The organism is Arthrobacter sp. 05T410 (assembly GCF_056396505.1).
In genome coordinates this window covers 169,777-188,632 of sequence record NZ_JBFTLP010000002.1, presented here as the reverse complement: position 1 = coordinate 188,632, position 18,856 = coordinate 169,777, and the positions used below count along the sequence as shown (strand labels likewise).

12 protein-coding genes and 1 tRNA gene are annotated in these 18,856 nt (G+C 67.8%); 1 reads left to right on the top strand and 12 read right to left on the bottom strand.

What is annotated here, in order from left to right; all coding sequences use genetic code 11:
- Positions 1-203: 203 nt before the first annotated feature.
- The 12 genes from AC1DFR_RS03310 to AC1DFR_RS03255 form a co-directional block, all read right to left on the bottom strand.
- Positions 204-2,942, bottom strand: coding sequence for a LuxR C-terminal-related transcriptional regulator (locus AC1DFR_RS03310; protein ID WP_476872715.1), 2,739 nt, complete (start codon positions 2,940-2,942; stop codon positions 204-206).
- A complete protein-coding gene (locus AC1DFR_RS03305; protein ID WP_476872714.1) occupies positions 2,920-5,664 on the bottom strand; it encodes a helix-turn-helix transcriptional regulator in 2,745 nt (914 codons plus the stop codon). Before AC1DFR_RS03305 ends, AC1DFR_RS03310 begins: the two co-directional genes overlap by 23 nt.
- Before the next feature lie 238 nt (positions 5,665-5,902).
- A complete protein-coding gene (gene pth / locus AC1DFR_RS03300; RefSeq protein WP_223914139.1) occupies positions 5,903-6,490 on the bottom strand; it encodes an aminoacyl-tRNA hydrolase in 588 nt (195 codons plus the stop codon).
- 179 nt (positions 6,491-6,669) lie between these two features.
- Positions 6,670-7,269 (bottom strand): 50S ribosomal protein L25/general stress protein Ctc, encoded by a 600-nt coding sequence (locus AC1DFR_RS03295; RefSeq protein WP_028276489.1) that lies wholly within the window; start codon positions 7,267-7,269, stop codon positions 6,670-6,672.
- 277 nt (positions 7,270-7,546) lie between these two features.
- Positions 7,547-8,527: a ribose-phosphate diphosphokinase gene (locus tag AC1DFR_RS03290; RefSeq protein ID WP_018774662.1), complete on the bottom strand. Its 981-nt coding sequence runs from the start codon at positions 8,525-8,527 to the stop codon at positions 7,547-7,549.
- A gap of 5 nt (positions 8,528-8,532) precedes the next feature.
- Positions 8,533-10,077: a bifunctional UDP-N-acetylglucosamine diphosphorylase/glucosamine-1-phosphate N-acetyltransferase GlmU gene (glmU, locus tag AC1DFR_RS03285; protein WP_476872713.1), complete on the bottom strand. Its 1,545-nt coding sequence runs from the start codon at positions 10,075-10,077 to the stop codon at positions 8,533-8,535.
- 43 nt (positions 10,078-10,120) lie between these two features.
- Positions 10,121-10,192: transfer RNA gene (locus AC1DFR_RS03280), tRNA-Gln, on the bottom strand.
- Between the two features lie 977 nt (positions 10,193-11,169).
- Positions 11,170-12,999 carry an ABC-F family ATP-binding cassette domain-containing protein gene (locus AC1DFR_RS03275; RefSeq protein WP_476859129.1) on the bottom strand — a complete coding sequence of 610 codons (1,830 nt, stop codon included), beginning with the start codon at positions 12,997-12,999 and terminating at the stop codon, positions 11,170-11,172.
- A 72-nt stretch (positions 13,000-13,071) separates the two neighbouring features.
- Complete coding sequence (locus AC1DFR_RS03270; protein WP_028276492.1) at positions 13,072-14,034, bottom strand: 4-(cytidine 5'-diphospho)-2-C-methyl-D-erythritol kinase; 963 nt, start codon at positions 14,032-14,034, stop codon at positions 13,072-13,074.
- 81 nt (positions 14,035-14,115) lie between these two features.
- On the bottom strand, positions 14,116-14,955 hold the full coding sequence (gene rsmA / locus AC1DFR_RS03265) for a 16S rRNA (adenine(1518)-N(6)/adenine(1519)-N(6))-dimethyltransferase RsmA (protein ID WP_476856643.1): 840 nt from the start codon (positions 14,953-14,955) through the stop codon (positions 14,116-14,118).
- A 217-nt stretch (positions 14,956-15,172) separates the two neighbouring features.
- Positions 15,173-16,318: a ubiquitin-like domain-containing protein gene (locus AC1DFR_RS03260; RefSeq protein ID WP_476849065.1), complete on the bottom strand. Its 1,146-nt coding sequence runs from the start codon at positions 16,316-16,318 to the stop codon at positions 15,173-15,175.
- 304 nt (positions 16,319-16,622) lie between these two features.
- Positions 16,623-17,510 carry a TatD family hydrolase gene (locus AC1DFR_RS03255; protein WP_476871268.1) on the bottom strand — a complete coding sequence of 296 codons (888 nt, stop codon included), beginning with the start codon at positions 17,508-17,510 and terminating at the stop codon, positions 16,623-16,625.
- 177 nt (positions 17,511-17,687) lie between these two features.
- On the opposite strand from AC1DFR_RS03255, the gene AC1DFR_RS03250 reads away from it, so the two are divergent.
- On the top strand, positions 17,688-18,845 hold the full coding sequence (locus AC1DFR_RS03250) for an AAA family ATPase (protein WP_476849067.1): 1,158 nt from the start codon (positions 17,688-17,690) through the stop codon (positions 18,843-18,845).
- Positions 18,846-18,856 lie beyond the last annotated feature (11 nt).

Below are 18,856 nucleotides of genomic sequence, written 5' to 3'. Positions count from 1 at the left end.
TACTCGATTACCTAGCGAGTATTCCGCCCGCTCTACGTAGCTGTACTCAGTTGGACCGGCGCTGCCGCAAGGCCCAAACCAAGTAGTCGCCATCCCGCCGCACGTGTCCGGCGCCGGTAGCGGCCCGGACACCGGGGAAGCGGCCCCGCCACGGCCGGCCGGCCGGCGGACACGGCCCCACGCGGCCTCTCCCTTGCTTGCCGCTAGTGCCCGCCGATACCGGGAAGCTGCTCACGGCCCTTGACGTTGAGCTTCGCGTAGCTGCGGTAGAGATGGCCTTCAACCGTGCGCACGGACACTTGGAGCTCTGCGGCAATCTGCCGGTCAGTGAGGCCGCGTACCGCCAGCGCCACAATGTCGCGCTCGCGGCGGGTCAGTATGCCGAGCGAGTCATCGTTCTTGGCCGCTTCGTCGCCGGGAAGGTCATCGGCCCGGTCCAGGCACCGCTTCCGCTGGGAATTGGCCATGCGCTCCCTGAGGGTGTCGCCCGCGGCCCGGTAGGCGTGCGCCGCGGCGTCGTAGGCGAGGGCGGCAAAGGCCCACAATTCCGCCGCCTCACAGGCTTTCGCGGCCTCAAGGAGGTCTGCGGCGTTGTCCGCGCTGATGGCTGCGGCGTAGGCACAGATCGCGGCGGGCCTTGGCCCCTCGAGCCCGGCCCGGAGTTCGAGCAGCCTCGGCGCCGAGTCCGTGTCCCCCAGGGCCAGGCAGAAGGCCAGCGCGTCGAGTTCGAGCCCGGCGGTGTCCACTTCCGGGTAAGGTCGGCCGAGCCGCTTCAGTTCCGCGATGGCACCCGGGTAGTTCCCGAGCCGGGCCTTTCCATAGACCACGGCCATCGCGGCCAGCGAGCGCATGTACCGCGGCAGGGCCGCGGGTGCTGCCTCGAAGTCGGCGAGGAGTAGCTCCGCCTTCGTCTGGGCACCGACTTCGGCGGCTGCCGCGAAGGCCATGGCCGCCGTGAGCGCGAACAGCTGCTGGGGGTCGGTCAACCGCAGCGCTTCGAGCGCGGCACTTAGCGTGTTCAGGGCCTGGGCGGCCTTGCCCTGGTAGAGCAGAATGATGCCGTGCGCCGCGTGCACTCCCCCGCCGAAGGAAATCAGGTTGGGCCCGGATCCGGCGACGAAGCCGGTCAGGAGGCTTTCCGCCCCCTGCCAGTCGCCGGAGTGGATTGCGGCGGCGGCGGATCGGACCACGAGGAAGTCGGTGAGGAAGTAGAGCTCATCGTGATCGGCCCCGGCGGCCTCCATGGCCCGGGTCAACGAGGCGAGGGCGCTCAGTCCCTTGCCGCCGGCAAGGAGCCGCTCCGCGTCGAGGCAGAGCCGGAACGCCTGTACGAGGGTGTTCGACTGTGGGGTGTTCGAGGGTGGGGTGCCGGCAGCCGCGTCCTCGCCGGACGCCGCCGCGGCCGGGGCTGCCGCGTACTCGCCCGCCAGCGCCAGGACCATGGCTTCCAGAATCTCCAGCCGCTCTTCCGTGGCACGGTGAATGGCTTCGGCGTCGTCGGGCCGGGCCGCGGCGAGGCGTTCGGCGGCGCGTCGGAGCACCTGTGCCCGCTTGATGATCTCTGCCGGTGTGTGGCCCAGCGCTGACATCGTTGCGGCCCACAGGAGGGATCCGGCCAGGAGCCCGGGGATGCTGTTTCCCTGCCCGAAATCGGCGTCGAGGATGTCCCGGGCCGCCATGTAGTCGGAGGCGTTGTAGCGGGTCCGTGCTATCACGGCGCGGGCCGCCATCTGCAGTTCCGGATCCTTGACGAGGACGGCAGCCTTGCGGGCGAGCTCGTCCTCGTAAAGCCGGCTCGCCAGCACGGCCGCCCTCAGGAGCTGCCGGTCCTCGACCTCCGCGCCGCATTCGATCGACCAGCTTACTTGCCGCAGCAGTCCCTCGGCAGACGTCGGCTCGCTGTCCATCTTGCGCAGCAGGCTTTGCCGAAGTTGCAGGCTCCTGGCCGGTGAAATCAGGTTCCGCAAGGTGTCGCCGTACACGGTATGCCACAGCCGCAGCTCACCCGTCCCGGTGTCCGTGACCCGGATCAGTTCGCTGTCGATCAGTGATCCCACGGCCTCTTCGCCGGCCACCGACTCGATCAGTTCCCGGGACACGGGTTCGGCCAGCGCAACGAGGTTCAGGGCCTGCCGTTCTTCCGGCGAGCGCAGCAGCAACTGGCGGCGCACGACGTCGGTCAGCCGGTCACCGTGGCTGTTCAGGTGCCGGGTGAACAACCAGACACCGTTGCGCCGCAGCAGCGTCCCGTCGTTCCTGGCGTCGTCCAGGAGCCCGTTGAGGAGCATCGGGTTGCCCCCGGAGGCCTCCCAGAGGATCTCGGCGACGTTTGGCAGCACTTGCGAGCCGAGCTCGCCCTCCAGCATCTCTGTGGTCTGCGCGAGGGTGAGCGGGCGCAGGTCGTGCCGCTCGGCGATGCCTTCAAACCAGAGCTGCAGGAGCGGTTCCGGCAGTCCGGGCCGGGCCGCCGCGCCCACAAGCAGTTTCGCCCAGCCGGCCGCCGCCAGCTCCGCGAGGATTCCGGCCGTCGCCTCGTCGAGATCGTGTGCGTCGTCAACGACCAGCAGGAGGGGCTTCTGGGTGGCCCGCTTCTGCTCTTCCAGATGCGCCCACAGCGTCCTCAGCACGGCCAGCTGCGATGTTGCTTCCTGGACCGGCAGTCCGACGATGAAGGGACCCAGGACACCGTAGGGCACCTTGGTCAGCGACGCGCTGCCGTGGATCGGCACCGGCGTCACCTCGGGGCCCAGTTCCCCGACGACGGCATCGATGAGCCTTGATTTGCCCATCCCGCTGTCGCCGAGGACGAACACGGCCACATGGCTGCCGCCCTGGAGGGCTTCCACTGCAGACATCAAATCTTCCGACCTCCCGGTCAAGGCGCGGGCCGGCGCCGTGCCGGGGTTTCCCGCCGGCCCCTTAGATGAGTCCAAGCAGATCACTTCGCGAAGAAACGCCGAGCTTCGTGAACACCTGGTACAAGTGGCCCTCCACGGTCCTGACGGAAATGCCCACTTCCAGGGCGATGTCCTTGTTGGAGACCCCGTTCCCGGCCAGGGTGGCGATTTGCCGCTCCCGGTCTGTCAGCAGCGGGCCCTTGTTGCGCGGCATGACGGGCAGCGCCGGTACGGACTCCGAGAGGCTCTCCAGCATGCTGTAGGCGGCGTTGGCGCTGGCGGTCAGTCCGGCGCCCTTCGCGAAGTCGAATGCGAGCGCGGCGCACCGGGCCTGGACGGCGTCCAGTTCGAGGCCCGCGGCCTGCCCGGCGGCTTCGAGCATGATCGCGGCGTCCTTCCTCCGGCTGCCGACGGCGACCGTCCGGGACAGCTCGGCCAGCGGCCCCTGCCGCAGCCCGGCGATTTCCTCCATCAAAAGAAAATCCTTGACGGTGCCGTTGACGGTGGCCCCGAGCATGCAGATGCCGGCCAGGGTGTAGCGGCCCTTCCGGAAATGCTCCTCCGCGGTCCGTATCAGCCGGTCCTTGGCTTCGGGGTCACCGAGCCACCGCGACGCCATATCCATGCAGAACTCGGTGGAACTGCCGACCGTGAAGCGGGCCGGGCCGTCAGCCGAGCGGGCCCGGTCCAGGTAGATCGTGGCCTGGACCGAGTTGCCGGTCTGGGCATAGGCAAAAGCAGTGGCGGCGTAGGCCTGGCGCAGGGACTGCAGGCTCGCCCGCACCTCCAGCTGGGCGATCGCGGCCAGCAACGGATCCAGAGCCATGTACCCGCGGCCGGCATAGACATAGGCGAGTCCGACGGCGAGGTCCGTTGCGGCGCTGCCGGAATGCAGCCCGTGCCCGGCCCGGCCGCTCGCGTCCTTGAGCATGTCGATGGCTTGGCGCCAAAGGCCCGAGAGGAGCAGCACGTTGAAAGAGCGCCAGGCGAAGTTTTCCCGGATGCGCGGCACGTTGGACCACTCGCCCAGCTGTCCGCCGATTTCCCGCATGAGTTTGCGGGCGTCGAGTTCGTGGCCGGTCATGGACCAGGCCTCCATCAGGATGATGGCCGACCTGAGCCGGTGCACGGGATCGGCGCCGGGCACGTCCGTGGTGGCCGCGGTGGTAAGCCGCTGCATCATGGGCTGGAAATCCCCGATGAAAGAGAAATAGTTGAACTCGCACAGATCCAGGCAGAGCCCCGCCCGGGCAAGCGCCGCAGGGGCGGGGGACGGCTCGTCCAGGCTCAGGTCCTGGAGCCGTACCCTGGCCTGCCCGAGCAGTTCGGGGACCTGGCCGGAGCGGTCGTCCAGCCACGCCATGCAGTCAGCCTTCGCCGCGATGAATTCGGCGAAGTTCTCGGCCGCAAGGCCGTTGACCTGCCGTTCGGAGACGTCGTCCAGCGCGGACATGGCCTGCAGCGGCAGGCCGAGCTGGAGGTAGGCAGCCGATTTCTGGAGCTGCCCTTCGGCCCATTCAGGGTCCGAGGGAGAGAGGCTGCCGGCGCATTTGAGGGCAAATTTCGGGTCGAAGAGCTTGACGGCGGCACTGGCAGCCGCGACGGCGTGGGCGGGGGCCAGCTGGGCGTGGCAGTCGTGGGTCCACGCCGCGTAGGCCAGCAGGTCTTCGACTGTCAGTTCGTCCAGTTCATGTTCCTGGTGTCCGGGGACCTTGTCCCGGAGCTCCAGCCGGCGCTCCACGCTGAGCCAGTTGCGGACAATGTCGCCGAGGTAGCGGTCGCCCAGCGTGACGAGGTGCCGGTCCGCGCGGTCGACCACGATCTGGCCGGCCTCTTCCATGTCGGCGATGACACCGGGGCTGTACATCCTGGCGAGCCGGGACAGGGGCAGGGTCCGGGCGCAGGAGAGGACGTCGATGACCTCCCGGGCCTCGGGTGTTTCCCTGGCATACCTGGCCCGGACAATATCTTCCAGCGCCGTGCGGCCATCCAGCACAACCTCATCGAGCAGTGTCCACACGGATCCGGACAGAACAAGGTTTCCGCGTTCGATTTGTTCGGAGACGACGGCCTGCAGGAGCGTGGGGCTGCCGCCGACCAGCTGGTGCAGCTGGCTTGCCAGGGCGGTCGAGACCCGATGGCCCAAAGCTGACTGCAGGACCTCCAGCGTCTCGAGTTCGGTCAGGTTGGCGAGCCGGACCTCGGCGAGCTGGCCGGAAGTGATGAGCCAGTAGAAATCGGGCGGAAGGTCAGTGGTGCGCTGGGCCGTTGCGATCAACCGGGCGGTCCGGGTCTGGAGCAGGTTGAGCAGGACCCCGGTGCTGAGTTCATCGAGGGCACCGGCGTTGTCGAGCAGGATCACGCACTGGCGCCCGGCGGCGTCGTCGCGGATCAGCGAGGTAATGCCGTGCAGGATGGCGGTCGGCGAGCCCAGGGAACTCTGCGGGAGCCGCGCAAGGGTGAAGGCGAGGCAGCCGTACGGCGTTGCCGAACCCGGCCCTGAACTGCGGAGCTGGATGGTGTACACCTCGGGGCCGAAGCCCGCGAGGGCGGTCCGGCCGACAAGCGTTTTGCCCACGCCGCGGTCGCCGGTGATGACGACGCCCATCCGGTCCTGGGCAAGCAGTTCCTGGCGGACACGCTCGGCATCAGCGTTCCGCGCCAAACCGGACCAGCCGTGTCTCGCGACCTGGCCGGCAGCATGTTCTTCTTCGGCGGGTGCCAATGTAGTGGAAACATTCCCCCAGCCCAGCGAATCCCTCGACATGTAGTTTCCTTCGTACCGCTTTGCAGACAGCAACCCCGGACTGCCCACTTAGAAGTAGCGTATCCCTATCCCCCGACGTGAGAGTAGACAGATCATAGCTGGAATGCGGAAAGCTTGGAAAGGAAACACGCAATCGGCATGCAACTTAGTCGTCGCCCGCCTGCCGCGGGCCCGGGCCGGCCCGCGGTCGGGGCGTTTCGGCTGCGTGCTGTTTTGCCTGCGTTTACGTCCGGGAGGGCTACGTCGCCTTGGCGGGGTGGAACTTTTGTTGGGCGGCGGTGAGGCCGTCCCGGACCAGGAGTTCGACGGCGTCGGCAGCTGAGTCGATGAGGAAGGGCAGTTCTTTTTTCTCCGGCGCGGAAAAGTCACGCAGGACAAAGTCCGCGGTCTCCATCCGTCCGGGCGGACGCCCGACGCCGACCCGCACGCGCAGGTAGTCCTTGGTGGCCAGGGCCTTGGAGATGTCGCGCAGTCCGTTGTGGCCGCCTTCGCCGCCGCCGATCTTGAGCCGCACGGTGTCGAAGGGGATGTCGATCTCGTCATGGACGGCAATGACGTGGGCCGGATCGATGCCGTAGAACTGGGCCAGGGCAGACACTGGGCCGCCGGAGACGTTCATGTATGACAGCGGCTTGGCCAGCACGATCCGGGGTCCGCCGATGCCCAGGCGCCCTTCGAGGACCTGGGCACGCGATTTGTGCGATTTGAAGCCACCGCCGACGCGCGAGGCGAGTTCGTCCAGGACCATCTGGCCGACGTTGTGCCGGTTGTGGCTGTACTCGGATCCGGGGTTTCCAAGGCCTACGATCAGCCAGGTGTCGGTCATGGGTCAGTCCTTCGGTGGGACGCAGCCGGGGGCGCGGCCAGTGGGGCGGGTCAGGTGGGACGGGTCAAGTGGGTCGGGGCAGGCAGCCGGCTACGGGGCGCGTACGGCGCGGGATACGGCATCAGAGACGACGGCGGCCGGGCCCCTGAGGGACCCGGCCGCCGTAAAATTCAACGGAATTACTCGGCTGCTGCTTCGGCCGACGGTGCGGCTGCTTCGCCCTCTTCGCCCTCTTCGACGTTTTCGGTGGCCTCGGAGATGTTGACGACGAGCGCTTCGGGATCGGCCAGCAGGGTGGAACCCTTCGGCAGGACGAGGTCGGAAGCGTGGATGTGCTCGCCGGCGCTACGGCCTTCGATGCTGACCTCGATGGCGGTCGGCAGGTGGGTTGCCTCGGCCTCGACGGAAACGACCGTCATTTCCAGGTTGTGGACGTTGCCCGGGGCCAGCTCTCCGCTGAGGTGAACGGGCACGTCAACGGTGACCTTCTCGCCGGTGCGGACGGTCAGCAGGTCGAGGTGCTCGATGATCTGCTTGATCGGGTTGCGCTGGATGTCCTTGACGAGGGCCAGGTGCTGCTCGCCGTCGATGTCCAGGGTCAGCAGGGCGTTGGCGGTGCGGACGGCCAGGGTGGTGGCCTTCGCCGGCAGGGTGATGTGGATCGGCTCGGCACCGTGGCCGTAGATGACGGCCGGGATCAGGTTGGCCATGCGGGCGCGGCGGGCGAAGCCCTTGCCGAATTCGGTGCGGACTTCTGCTGCGAGCTTCTGCTCAGACATGGATATCTCCTCGTGGGATTTCAAGCTGTGGGACTAAACGGTGTTCAGCAAGGGCGGAGGTCTGTTTACGACCTTCGACGCCGGGCTGCCGTGCGGCTGCCCTTCAGAAGGAGATTCAGACCCAGTCGATTACGGAGACCAGCAGTCCGGGTTCCGATTAATTTCCCGTCAATAAGGAATTCAATACGGAAGGCCGGCGCTCTCCCTCGCCAAGGTTTCGGTACAAGGCTACCAGCGGAGGGACCGGTTTCTGAAACCGGGCCCTCCGCCGGCCGGCTTAGGCCTGGCCGTCGAACAGGCTGGTGACGGAGCCGTCGTCGAACACTTCACGGATGGCGCGGGCGATCAGCGGCGCGATGGAGAGCACGGTCAGCTGCGGGAACCGCTTGTCCGCGGTGATCGGCAGCGTGTTGGTGACCACCACTTCGCGGGCGCCGGACTCGGAGAGCCGACGGGCCGCCGGATCGGAGAACACGGCGTGGGTCGCGGCGATGATGACATCCTTGGCGCCGGCGTTCTTGAGCACCTGGACGGCGCCGGAGATGGTTCCGCCGGTATCGATCATGTCGTCGATCAGGACGCAGGTGCGGCCTTCAATCTGGCCCACGACCGTCTTGGAGACGGCCTGGTTGGGCACGGTGAGGTCCCGGCTCTTGTGCACGAACGCCAGCGGCGCGCCGCCGAGGCGCTCGGCCCACTGCTCGGCCACGCGGACGCGGCCGGTGTCCGGCGAGACGACCGTGACCTTGTCCGAGCCGACCCGGGTGCGGATGTAGTCGGCCAGGAGCGGAATGGCCATCAGGTGGTCCACGGGGCCGTCGAAGAAGCCCTGGATCTGGGAAGTGTGCAGGTCCACACTCATGATGCGGTCGGCGCCGGCGGTCTTGTACAGATCGGCGACGAGGCGTGCCGAGATCGGCTCGCGGCCACGGCCCTTCTTGTCCTGCCGGGCGTAGGGGTAGAACGGGGACACCACAGTGATGCGCTTGGCGGAGGCCCGCTTGAGCGAATCGATCATGATCAGCTGTTCCATGAGCCAGTTGTTCAACGGGGCCGGGTGGGCCTGGATTACGAAGGCGTCGGTGCCTCGGACGCTCTCGCCGGCCCGCACGTAGATCTCGCCGTTGGCGAAGTCGTAGGCGTCCAGGGGCAGCAGCTCGGTGCCGAGCTCCTTCGCGATCTCCTTCGCCAGCTCAGGGTGCGCGCGCCCCGCGGCCAGCACCAGCTTCTTCTCGCCGTGTGCCGTAATTTCGCTCATGATTGCTAGCCCTCTTCTGTCGGTGCCGGAGTAGTGGAGGATGTTGGGGCGGCGCCCGCGGCGGAATCCACCGCGGCAGCGGATTCGGCCAGGGCGGACTCGGCCAGGCCGGCGGAAACGGCCAGGCCGGCGGAAACGGAACCGGGGCGGTTGGCCGCAACCCAGCCGTCCGAGTTCCGCTGCTTGGCCAGGGTGACGGCGAGGGCGCCGGCCGGGACGTCCTTGCGGATGATCGCACCGGCGCCGCTGTAGGCGCCGTCGCCCACGCGCACGGGGGCCACGAACACGGTGTTCGAACCGGTGCGCACACCCGAGCCGATCACCGTACGGTGCTTCTTCTCGCCGTCGTAGTTGGCCGTGATGTTGCCGCAGCCGATGTTGGTGTCCTCGCCGATCTCCGCGTCCCCGGCGTAGCCGAGGTGGGACAGCTTCGAGCCGCGGCCGATCGTGACGTTCTTGGTTTCGTAGAACGCGCCGATCTTGCCGGTCTCGCCCAGGACGGTGCCCGGGCGCAGGTAGGTGAAGGGGCCGACGCTGGCGCGCGCCCCGATCGTGGAGCCGGAGCCATGGGTGCGGATCACCGTGGCGCCCTCCCCCACCGTGACGTCGGTCAACGTGGTGTCCGGGCCGACGACGGCGTCGCGAGCCACCGTGGTGCTGCCGTGCAGCTGGGTGTTGGGCAGGAGCCGGACGTCCTCGTCGAGCGTCACCGTGGCGTCGATCCAGGTCGTGGCGGGATCCACGACGGTCACCCCGGCGCGCATCCAGGCTTCGAGGGTGCGGCGGTTGAGTTCAGCGCCGAGCGCCGAGAGCTGGACGCGGTCGTTGGCGCCCTCCACCTGCCAGCGGTCGTCGGTGACGACGGCGGCGACGCGGCCGCCCGCGGTGCGGGCCAGGGCCAGGACATCGGTGAGGTACTTTTCGCCCTGGGCGTTGTCCGTGGTGACGTGGACCAGCGCGTCGCGCAGGACGGCGGCGTCGAAGGCGTAGATGCCGGAGTTAACCTCACGGATTTCGCGTTCGGCGCTGGTGGCGTCCTTGTGCTCGCGGATTCCCGTGACGGTTCCGTCTTCTGCGCGGAGGATGCGACCGTAGCCGGTGGCGTCCTCGAGCACGGCGGTGAGGACGGTGACGGAGTTGCCCTCGGCCTCGTGGGCGGCGACGAGCTCGCCGAGCAGGCCACCGGTGAGCAGCGGGACGTCGCCGTACGTGACCACGACCGTTCCGCCCAGCGGGCCTTGGGGGTCGAGCGTGTCGAGCGCTTCCAGTGCCGCCTCGACCGCGCGGCCGGTGCCGGGCACATCGTCCTGGTCCACAATCAGGGCTTTCGGATCGAGGGCGGAGACGTGGGCGGCCACGAGGTCGCGTTCATGCCGGACCACCAGGGCCAGCTCGCGGGGGCTGATACTGCGGGCCGCCTGGAGCGCGTGGCCGACCAGCGAGCGGCCGCCGATCTCATGGAGAATTTTGGGGGTACGGGATTTCATCCGGGTACCGGCCCCTGCAGCTAGGACGATCACGGCGGCCGGGCCAGTATTCTCGGGGCTCACGTATTGGCTCTCCTTGCTTGGTTGCGCGGTGTGTCTCGCCAAGTTCCGCCCATAGGACTCGAACCTATACTCCACGGCTCCAAAGGCCGGGGTGCTGCCATTACACCAGAGCGGACCGTGCCCAGGCTTGACCTGTGGCACGAGAATCAATTCTGCCACGAAGGTTGATGCTCGTGCGACTCAGCGCCGCGGAAGGAGCGGGCAGGCGCGGGTGGGCGGTGCGGCCAGCGCCACGGGACATGCCCATTCCTGGTCCGCGCGGCGGGACATGTGCCGCGGGATTCACGAGCTCCGCGGAACGTGCCTTCCCGGGCGCGCGCAGAGATCCCGTTCCCCACGCGGGACATGCCCAGCGTTGGAGCCGAGCAATGGACATAATGCCAATATGCCCATCTCTGGACCGGGCCGCGGGACATGTCCAGCGGGATTTCGCCCCTCCAGTGGACATGTCCAGTGTTGGTCCGCGCGGCCGGACATATGCCGCAGGAATCACGCACTCCGCGGGACGTGCCTTTTTGGGCGCACAAAGACCTCGGCCCCTACGCGGGATGAGCCCAATGTTGGTCCCGAGCAATGGACATAATGCCAATATGCCCATCCCTGGCCCGCGCCGTGGGACATGCCCTGCGGGATTTGAGCCCTCCAAGGGACATGTCCAATACTGGCCCGCGCCAAGTGACATGTGCCGCAGGATTCACGCACTCCGCGGGACGTGCCTTCCCGGGCGTGCGCAGAGACCTCGGTCCCTATGCGGGATATGCCCAGTGTTGGTCCCGGACAATGGGCATAACGCCAATATGCCCATCCCTGGCCCGCGGCGAGGGACATGCCCGGCGGGATTTGAGCCCTCCAAGGGACATGTCCAATGCTGGCCCGCGGCGAGGGACATGCCCGGCGGGATTTGAGCCCTCCAAGGGACATGTCCAATGCTGGTCCGCGCCGTGGGACATGCCCTGCGGGATTTGAGCCCGCCAAGGGACATGTCCGGTGTTGGCCCGCGCCGAGGGACATGTCCCGTGGGTTTTGAGGGCTGCGAGGGACATGTCCAGCGGCGGGTGCTCACGCTGGGCATGTCCCGGGGAGGGCAGGAGGCTACTCCCCCAGCACTTCCAGGGCTTCGAGCCATTCGAGTTCAAGGGCTTCGCGTTCCCCGGCCAGTTCCTGGAGTTTCGCGTTAAGCCCGGCGAGCTGGTCGAACTTGCTGGCGTCCCCGGCCCCGGCGGTCATCTGGGCGTGGATCTTGTCTTCCTGCTGCTTGAGTTTGCCCAGCTGGCGGTCGATCCGGTTCTTGGCCTTGCGGGCGTCGCGCTTTTCGGCCTCGGAAGGGCCGCTGGTGGCGGGAGCGGATCCCCCGCCGGCGGAGGTGACGGGGTTGCCGCCGCCTGTGATCGTGGAGCCGGCCATGGCCCCTTCCCGCAGTTCGAGGTACTGGTCCACGCCGCGCGGCAGGGCACGGATCTTGCCATCGCCAAGGAGCGCCATCTGGTGGTCAGTGACGCGCTCGAGCAGGTAGCGGTCGTGGCTGACGACGACGAGCGTGCCCGGCCAGCCGTCGAGCACATCTTCGACGGCGGCGAGGGTGTCGGTGTCGAGGTCGTTGGTCGGCTCGTCAAGCATCAGCACGTTCGGCTCCCCCACGAGCAGGCGCAGGAGCTGCAGCCGCCGGCGTTCGCCACCGGAGAGGTCCTTGACCGGGGTCCACTGCTTCTCGTTGGTGAAGCCCAGCTGCTCCACGAGCTGGCCGGCGGTGAATTCCTTGCCGCCGACGTTGAAGGAGCGCTTTTCCCGCTCGATCACTTCGATCACGCGCAGGTCCGAGACGTCGTCGAGTTCCTTGACCTCCTGGGTCAGGACCGCGGTGACCACCGTCTTGCCGCGCTTGACCTTCCCGGAGCTGGGCTGGATCTCACCGTTGAGGAGTTTGAGCAGGGTGGTCTTGCCGGCGCCGTTGACGCCCACGAGGCCCAGCCGCTCCCCGGGGGCGAGGCGCAGCGTGATGTTGTCGAAGAGCTTCTGCCCGGGCTCGCCGCCGAGGAAGTCCAGCGAGACGTGCTCGAGGTCCAGGACATCCTTGCCCAGCCGGGCGGTGGCCATCTTGCTCAGCGCCGTCGAGTCACGCGGCTCGGGGACGTCCGCGATCAGGGCGTTGGCTGCCTCGATCCGGAACTTGGGCTTGGCGGTGCGGGCCGGGGCACCGCGCCGGAGCCAGGCGAGTTCCTTCTTCACGAGCTGCTGGCGCTTGCTTTCCATCACGGAAGCGGAGCGGTCGCGCTCGGCCCGGGCCAGGACGTAGGCGGCATAGCCGCCGTCGAACGGGTCCATGATGCCGTCGTGGATTTCCCAGGTCTTGGTGCAGACTTCGTCGAGGAACCAGCGGTCGTGGGTGACCACGAGGAAGGCGCCCTGGTTGGCCCGCCAGCGGGTCTTCAGGTGCCGGGACAGCCACGCGACGCCTTCGACGTCGAGGTGGTTGGTGGGCTCGTCGAGCATGATGACGTCGTGGTCCTCGATCAGCAGCTTGGCCAGCGCCACACGCCGCTTCTGCCCGCCGGAGAGCGCGTGGACGTTGGCGTGCCAGTCGACGTCGGACACCAGCCCGCCCATGACTTCGCGGATCTGGGGATTGCGGGCCCACTCGTAGTCGGCCTGGTCCCCCACGATCGCGGCGCCGACGGTGAGGTCGCCGTCGAGCACGTCGCTCTGGTCCAGGTAGCCGATGTTGACCTCGCTGCGCTTGGTCACCCGGCCGGAGTCCGGGGTGGAGCGCATGGCCAGCAACCGCATCAGGGTTGACTTGCCGTCACCGTTGCGGCCCACCATGCCGATCCGGTCGCCCTCTTCAAGGCCGAGGGTAATGCCATCGAGGACGGTACGGGTTGCATACGAGACCGTGAGGTTCTCGCCGCCGAGCAGGTGTGCCACTGGGAACTGCTTTCTTAGGTGTATCGGTGAAGTGAAGCTGTGAAGTCATCGGATGCGATGCGTCAAAAGCTCCTAAAGGAGCGTATCGGAGATGATGCGGGCCCCGTGCACCGGCCCGTGCACCGCCATGGCGTCGAGGCTGTGGTGCCGCAGCTCTTCGGCGAGCCCGGCGGCCGCGGCGGGGCTGTGCGCGAGGAACGCGACGGTGGGTCCGGAGCCGGAGACGATGCCTGCGATCGCGCCGCAGGCTTCGCCGCGGCCCAGGGTCTCGCGCAGGCCCGGGGCCAGTTCGATCGAGGCGCGCTGGAGGTCGTTGACCAGCACGCGGCTCAGGGCGTCGGCATCGCCGCTGCGCAGAGCCGTGAGCACGCCGGGATCCACGGCGTCGGGTTCGTCCACCGCCAGGCCCTCGGCCGCGCGCAGGCGGTCCAGGGTGCGGTAGACCTCAGGGGTGGGCAGGCCGAAGTCCGCGCTGACCAGGACCCAGTCCGTCTGGGCCTTGACCAGGGCCGGCGAGAGGTCATCGCCCAGGCCTAGTCCGACGGCGGTGCCGCCCAGGAGCGCGAAGGGAACATCGGCGCCGAGCTCGGCGGCCAGGTGGGCCAGCTCATCGCGGGACAGTCCGCTGTTCCACAACGCGTCGCAGGCCAGCAGGGTGGCGGCGGCGTCGGCTGATCCGCCGCCCATGCCGCCAGCCACGGGCACCCGTTTGGTGATCTCCAGGTGGACACCCGTGGAGTGTTCCGAGACGTCGGCCATGATAGCGGCGGCTTTGTAGGCCAGGTTGCGGTGATCGAGCGGAATGTCCACCCCGTCGAGGTCCACGGTGCTCGCATCGCTGATGCTGACGGTGATCTCGCCGGTATCGGTGCTGGTGGCGGCAATTTCTTCGTAGAGCGAGACAGCCAGGTAGACGCTGGCCACGGAGTGGTAGCCGTCCGGCCGCAGCGGTCCGACGTCCAGTGAGACGTTAACCTTGCCTGGAGCTTTCACCCGGACGGTCCTCGCGGCAAAGCGCCCTCTCACTGCGTTCATGGCTCCACGCTATGGCATCGCGGCCCGGGCTCCAAGCACGCAACCGCCCCCGGAGGCGCCCATGCAGGGCTCACAAGGAGCTCAGGAGTCCGCTTGTCCGTGGGCTTCGGCGATTCTGGCGAACGCCGCGATGTCGATCACTTCGCCGCGTGCTGTGGGGTCGACGCCGGCGGCCCGCAGGCAGCGTTCGGCCTCGGCGGCACTGCCGGCCCAGCCGGCCAGCGCGGCCCGGAGCGTCTTGCGGCGCTGCGCGAAGGCGGCGTCGATCACGGCGAAGACCTGCTCCCTGGTGGCGGTCGTAACCGGGGGCTCCCGGCGCGTGAAGGCGACGAGTCCGGAATGGATCTTGGGCGCTGGCCAGAAGACGTTCATGCCGATCACGCCGGCCTTGCGCATGCTGCTGTACCAAGCGGCTTTGACGGATGGAACGCCGTAGGTCTTGGAGCCGGGCCCGGCCGCGAGCCGGTCGGCGACTTCATCCTGGACCATGACCAGGCCGTGCTGCAGGCTCGGGAAGTGCTGCAGGAGGTGCAGCACCACGGGAACGGCCACGTTGTAGGGAAGATTCGCGACGAGGGCGGTCGGCTCGACGGGAAGTTTGGTGACCCGCATGGCGTCGGCCAGCACGAGGTGGAAGTTCCCGACGGCGTGCGGTCGCCACGCGGCGACAGTGGCCGGCAGGCGCCCGGCAAGGACCGGATCGATTTCGACGGCGACCACGCTGCGGGCGGCGTCCAGCAGGCCAAGGGTCAGTGACCCGAGTCCGGGGCCGACTTCCAGGACGGTCTCATCGGCCCGGATGTCGGCGGCGTTCACGATCCGCCGGATGGTGTTGCCGTCGATCACGAAGTTCTGCCCGAGGGTCTTCGTGGGCCGCACGCTGATTTCCTCTGCCAGCCGGCGGATATCGGAGGCACCCATCAGCGGTGCGGGCGCCGCTCCGGGCAGGCTTTCGGGGGCGGAGGGGCTCGGTTCAGTCACCTAGGTATCCTATCCCGGCGCCGGTACGCCGCAGGCCGGGTCCGGAGGGAATCCGGACCCGGCCTGTGCTCTCCCCTGGCTGTGGTCGGCAGCCGCGGGAGTCGGGCGTTTAGTTGCGGGCGTTCAGTGGCGGGCAGTCAGCCGCGGGCCTGGCCTGCTAGCTGGAGGCGGCCCAGCCGCAACCCCAGGGCTGCAGTCCGCGCTGGGCGTAGACCCGGTTGGCGACGGCGATCTGCTGGGCCTTGGTGGCGGCCGCGGCGTTCGGGGCGTAGGCGCCGCCGCCCGAGCTGAGCCAGGTGCCGACGTCGAACTGCAGGCCTCCGTAGTAGCCGTTGCCGGTGTTGGTGGACCAGTTGCCGCCGGATTCGCACTGGGCGATCTTGTCCCACATGCCCTGGTTCATCATGGCGGGGGCGGCCGCACCGGTGTTGGCGGCGGGCTTGGGCTTTTCCTTGGTGCCGACAGTGACCTTTTCGGTGACGGGCTGGACGCTGACGGTCTCGGACACCAGGGTCCGGGAGGCTTCGCGGCCATCCACGAGGACCAGCTTGAAGTTCTTGCTGGTAGTGCCGGCGACGCCGGCCTGGGTGACCTTCTTCTCACCCTTGAACATGTCAGCACTCTCGGTGGTGAGCGTTTCGAAGGCGACGGGCTCGGTGGTGTTGGCCGTCTTGCTGACGTCGACGCGGGAGACCTTAATCACCATGTCATTGACCACCGGGGCGTTCCCGGGCTGGGAGACGCGGTCGCTGGCCCCGAGCGAAAGCCCGGCGTCCTCGAGCACTTTGGCGACTGTGGCCGCCGTCGTCGTGGTCGCTGCCGCCTTGCCGTCCGCAACGAGGCTCACCTTTTTAGGCGTCGAGATGGACACGAAGGAGCCGGAGACAGCGAGCTGGGCGTCCTTGGGCACGGAGACCTGCGAGGCGCTGGCCACGCCGAGTTCGGTCACGAGACCTTCGACGGTGGGTGCGGTGGTGGAGATGGTCCGTTCGGCGCCGTCCAGGCTGACCTTGACGGCCTTGGCGAGGTTGACGTTGATGACTGACCCGTCCTGCACGTGGGCGTCCGCCGAAGGCGACACCCTGTCAGATGGCTGCAGTTCAACCTTGGCGCTCTTGACGACTTCCCCGACGGTTCCGCCGAAGGTCTGGACGGAGCTGACTTTGCCATCCACGTTGAGTGTGATCGTCTTGTTATTGCCGACGAAGGCCACGAGGCCCAGCACCAGTGCCACCAGCACCACGAGCTGCGTGCCAACCTTGACGAAGCTGAACTTGCCGTCCGATGTGAAGAACTTGACCACAATTGCCCGAATCTCTTGGACCTTCCGGGCACGGGGAAAAGTGCACGTGGCCATCCCCCGCGAGCGCGCCAACGGCGGCTCCGGACAGCGTCCGGAGCGTCACGGAACATGCGTGCACTGCCTCACCCAAAACGAGAGCGCGCATGTGGTTCGTTGGCCACAATGCACGCCCTGCTGGAGTGAAATTATCCGTAGGCCTTCCCCGACCCCGGCTAATAGTTGACCACTGTAATCGAAGCGTTATAAAGGAACCAAGAATTTGTGCATACCCCGTATCTACACCGGGAGTCTGGATGAGGGTGGTTCAGTCCCAGGATCCGTACGCCCGCACCGTATTTGCGGCGATCTGCGCACACAGCCCGGAAAGCTCCGACCCAGTCACATCGGCCATGGCCCGCACCGTGTACGGAACCATGTAGCTCGCGTTCGGCCGGCCGCGATGCGGGTGCGGGGTGAGGAAGGGCGCGTCGGTCTCGACCAGGATCCGGCTCGGCTCAGCGATAGCCAGCGCTTCCCGCAGGTCCGTCGCGTTCTTGAATGTCACTGTTCCGGCAAAGGACATGTACCAGCCCTCCGCGTTGCAGGTCCGGGCGAGCGCCTCGCCGCCTGAGAAACAGTGGAAGACCACCCGCTCCGGGGCCCCCTCTTCGCGCAGGACCTGGACGACGTCGTCGTGGGCGTCGCGGTCGTGGATTTGCAGCGTCAGTCCAAGCCGTTTGGCGATGTCGATATGGCGGCGGAACGAATAGCGCTGGTGGACCAGGCCCTCGCCCTCGGTCCGGAAGAAGTCCAGGCCGGTCTCCCCGATCGCCCGGATCCTCGGATGGGCGGCGAGCTCCTCGATCTCGGCCAGGGCCTCCTCCAGGCCGCCGCGCCGGGCGTAGCCGGGGGCGTCGTTGGGGTGGAGGGCAACAGCGCCCAGGAGCCGTGAATCGAGGTCGACCGCGTTGACCGTAAACCGGGACGATTCGAGGTCGCAGCCCACCTGCACCGCGCCTTGCACGCCCACGGCGGCGGCGGCATCGAGGGCGTCCTTGATGCCCACCTCAAGCTCCGCGTCGGGAAAATCCAAATGCGTGTGGTTGTCCATGACCGGCACGGGAAGCGGTTCCGGTGCGGGCGGATACCCGCTGCGTCCGGTACCGTCGTGTCCAGGCGACCGGAAGGGGACGGGAGTGAGGGGATTGAGCATTCATCCACCCTAACCGGAGGCCAGATTTCCCCGGAACTCTCTGTCAGGGCCGGCAGTTGTGTTAGTAGTCTGTTAATACTCTGTAATTTCCCCGTTAGGAAACAGGTGAATGCCACTGCGGGGCCCGGCCGCCGCGGGCGGTCAGATCCGGGACCCACCAGGGCTGAAAGGCTGCCGATGGATTACCACCGCACTTCCGTAGACGACATCCTCCCCCAAGGACAGAGCCTCCCGGGCCGCGCTTCCTTGGATCCAAACGCAGCCGGACACCGGCCCCCGCGGCATGAACTGCCGGCCATGGAAGCCGACGCTTTCCACTCAGCCAGCACCCGGATCCTGACGGCGATCAATACGGTCATCGACGGCAAGGCCGAAGCGGCCAAACTGGCGCTCACGGTCCTCCTCGCCCAGGGCCACCTGCTCCTCGAAGACGTCCCGGGGGTGGGCAAGACGCTCCTGGCGAAGACGCTGGGCCGCACCATCGACTGTTCCGTCAGCCGGATCCAGTTCACCCCGGACCTGCTCCCGTCCGACGTCACGGGCGTGTCCATCTACAACCAGGCGACCCGGACCTTCGAGTTCCGGCACGGCGCGGTGTTCGCCAACATCGTCATCGGGGACGAAATCAACCGCGCCTCGGCCAAGACCCAGTCAGCCCTGCTGGAGTGCATGGAGGAGCACCAGGTCACGGTGGACGGCACGTCCTACCGGCTGGATGAGCCCTTCATGGTGGTGGCGACGCAGAACCCCATTGAGATGGAGGGCACGTATCCGCTGCCGGAAGCGCAGCGGGACCGCTTCATGGCCCGGATTTCCATGGGCTACCCGGACCGTGAGTCCGAGATGGAGATGCTCGAAACCCACCAGGCCTCCTCTCCGCTGGCGCGTGTGACGGCAGTGGTCACCGCGGCGGAAGTGGCCGCCATGATTGCCACGGTGCAGCAGGTGTACGTGTCCCGGTCGATCAAGGAGTACACCGTGGCCCTGGGCCGGGCCACGCGGGAAAGCGGGCTTCTCCGGCTCGGCGCCAGCCCGCGGTCCATGCTGCAGCTCCTGCGTGCGGCGAAGGCCACCGCCGCGCTGGAGGGCCGGGACTTTGTGCTGCCGGACGACGTCGTCAGCGTCGCCGAAGCGGTGCTCGCCCACCGGATCATCCTCGACCGCAAGGCGGCCAGCGCGGGTGAGACGCCGCAAAGCGTCATCCGGGCCATCATCGCCAAGATACCCGTCACCCCGGACGTGACGGCCTCACCCAACGGAACCGGCCGCCCTGGCCGGAAGAAGGCCTCGGCCATGGCAGCCGCGCCGCCGCCCAACCTGCCCAATCCGCGCTAGGGAATGGCTCC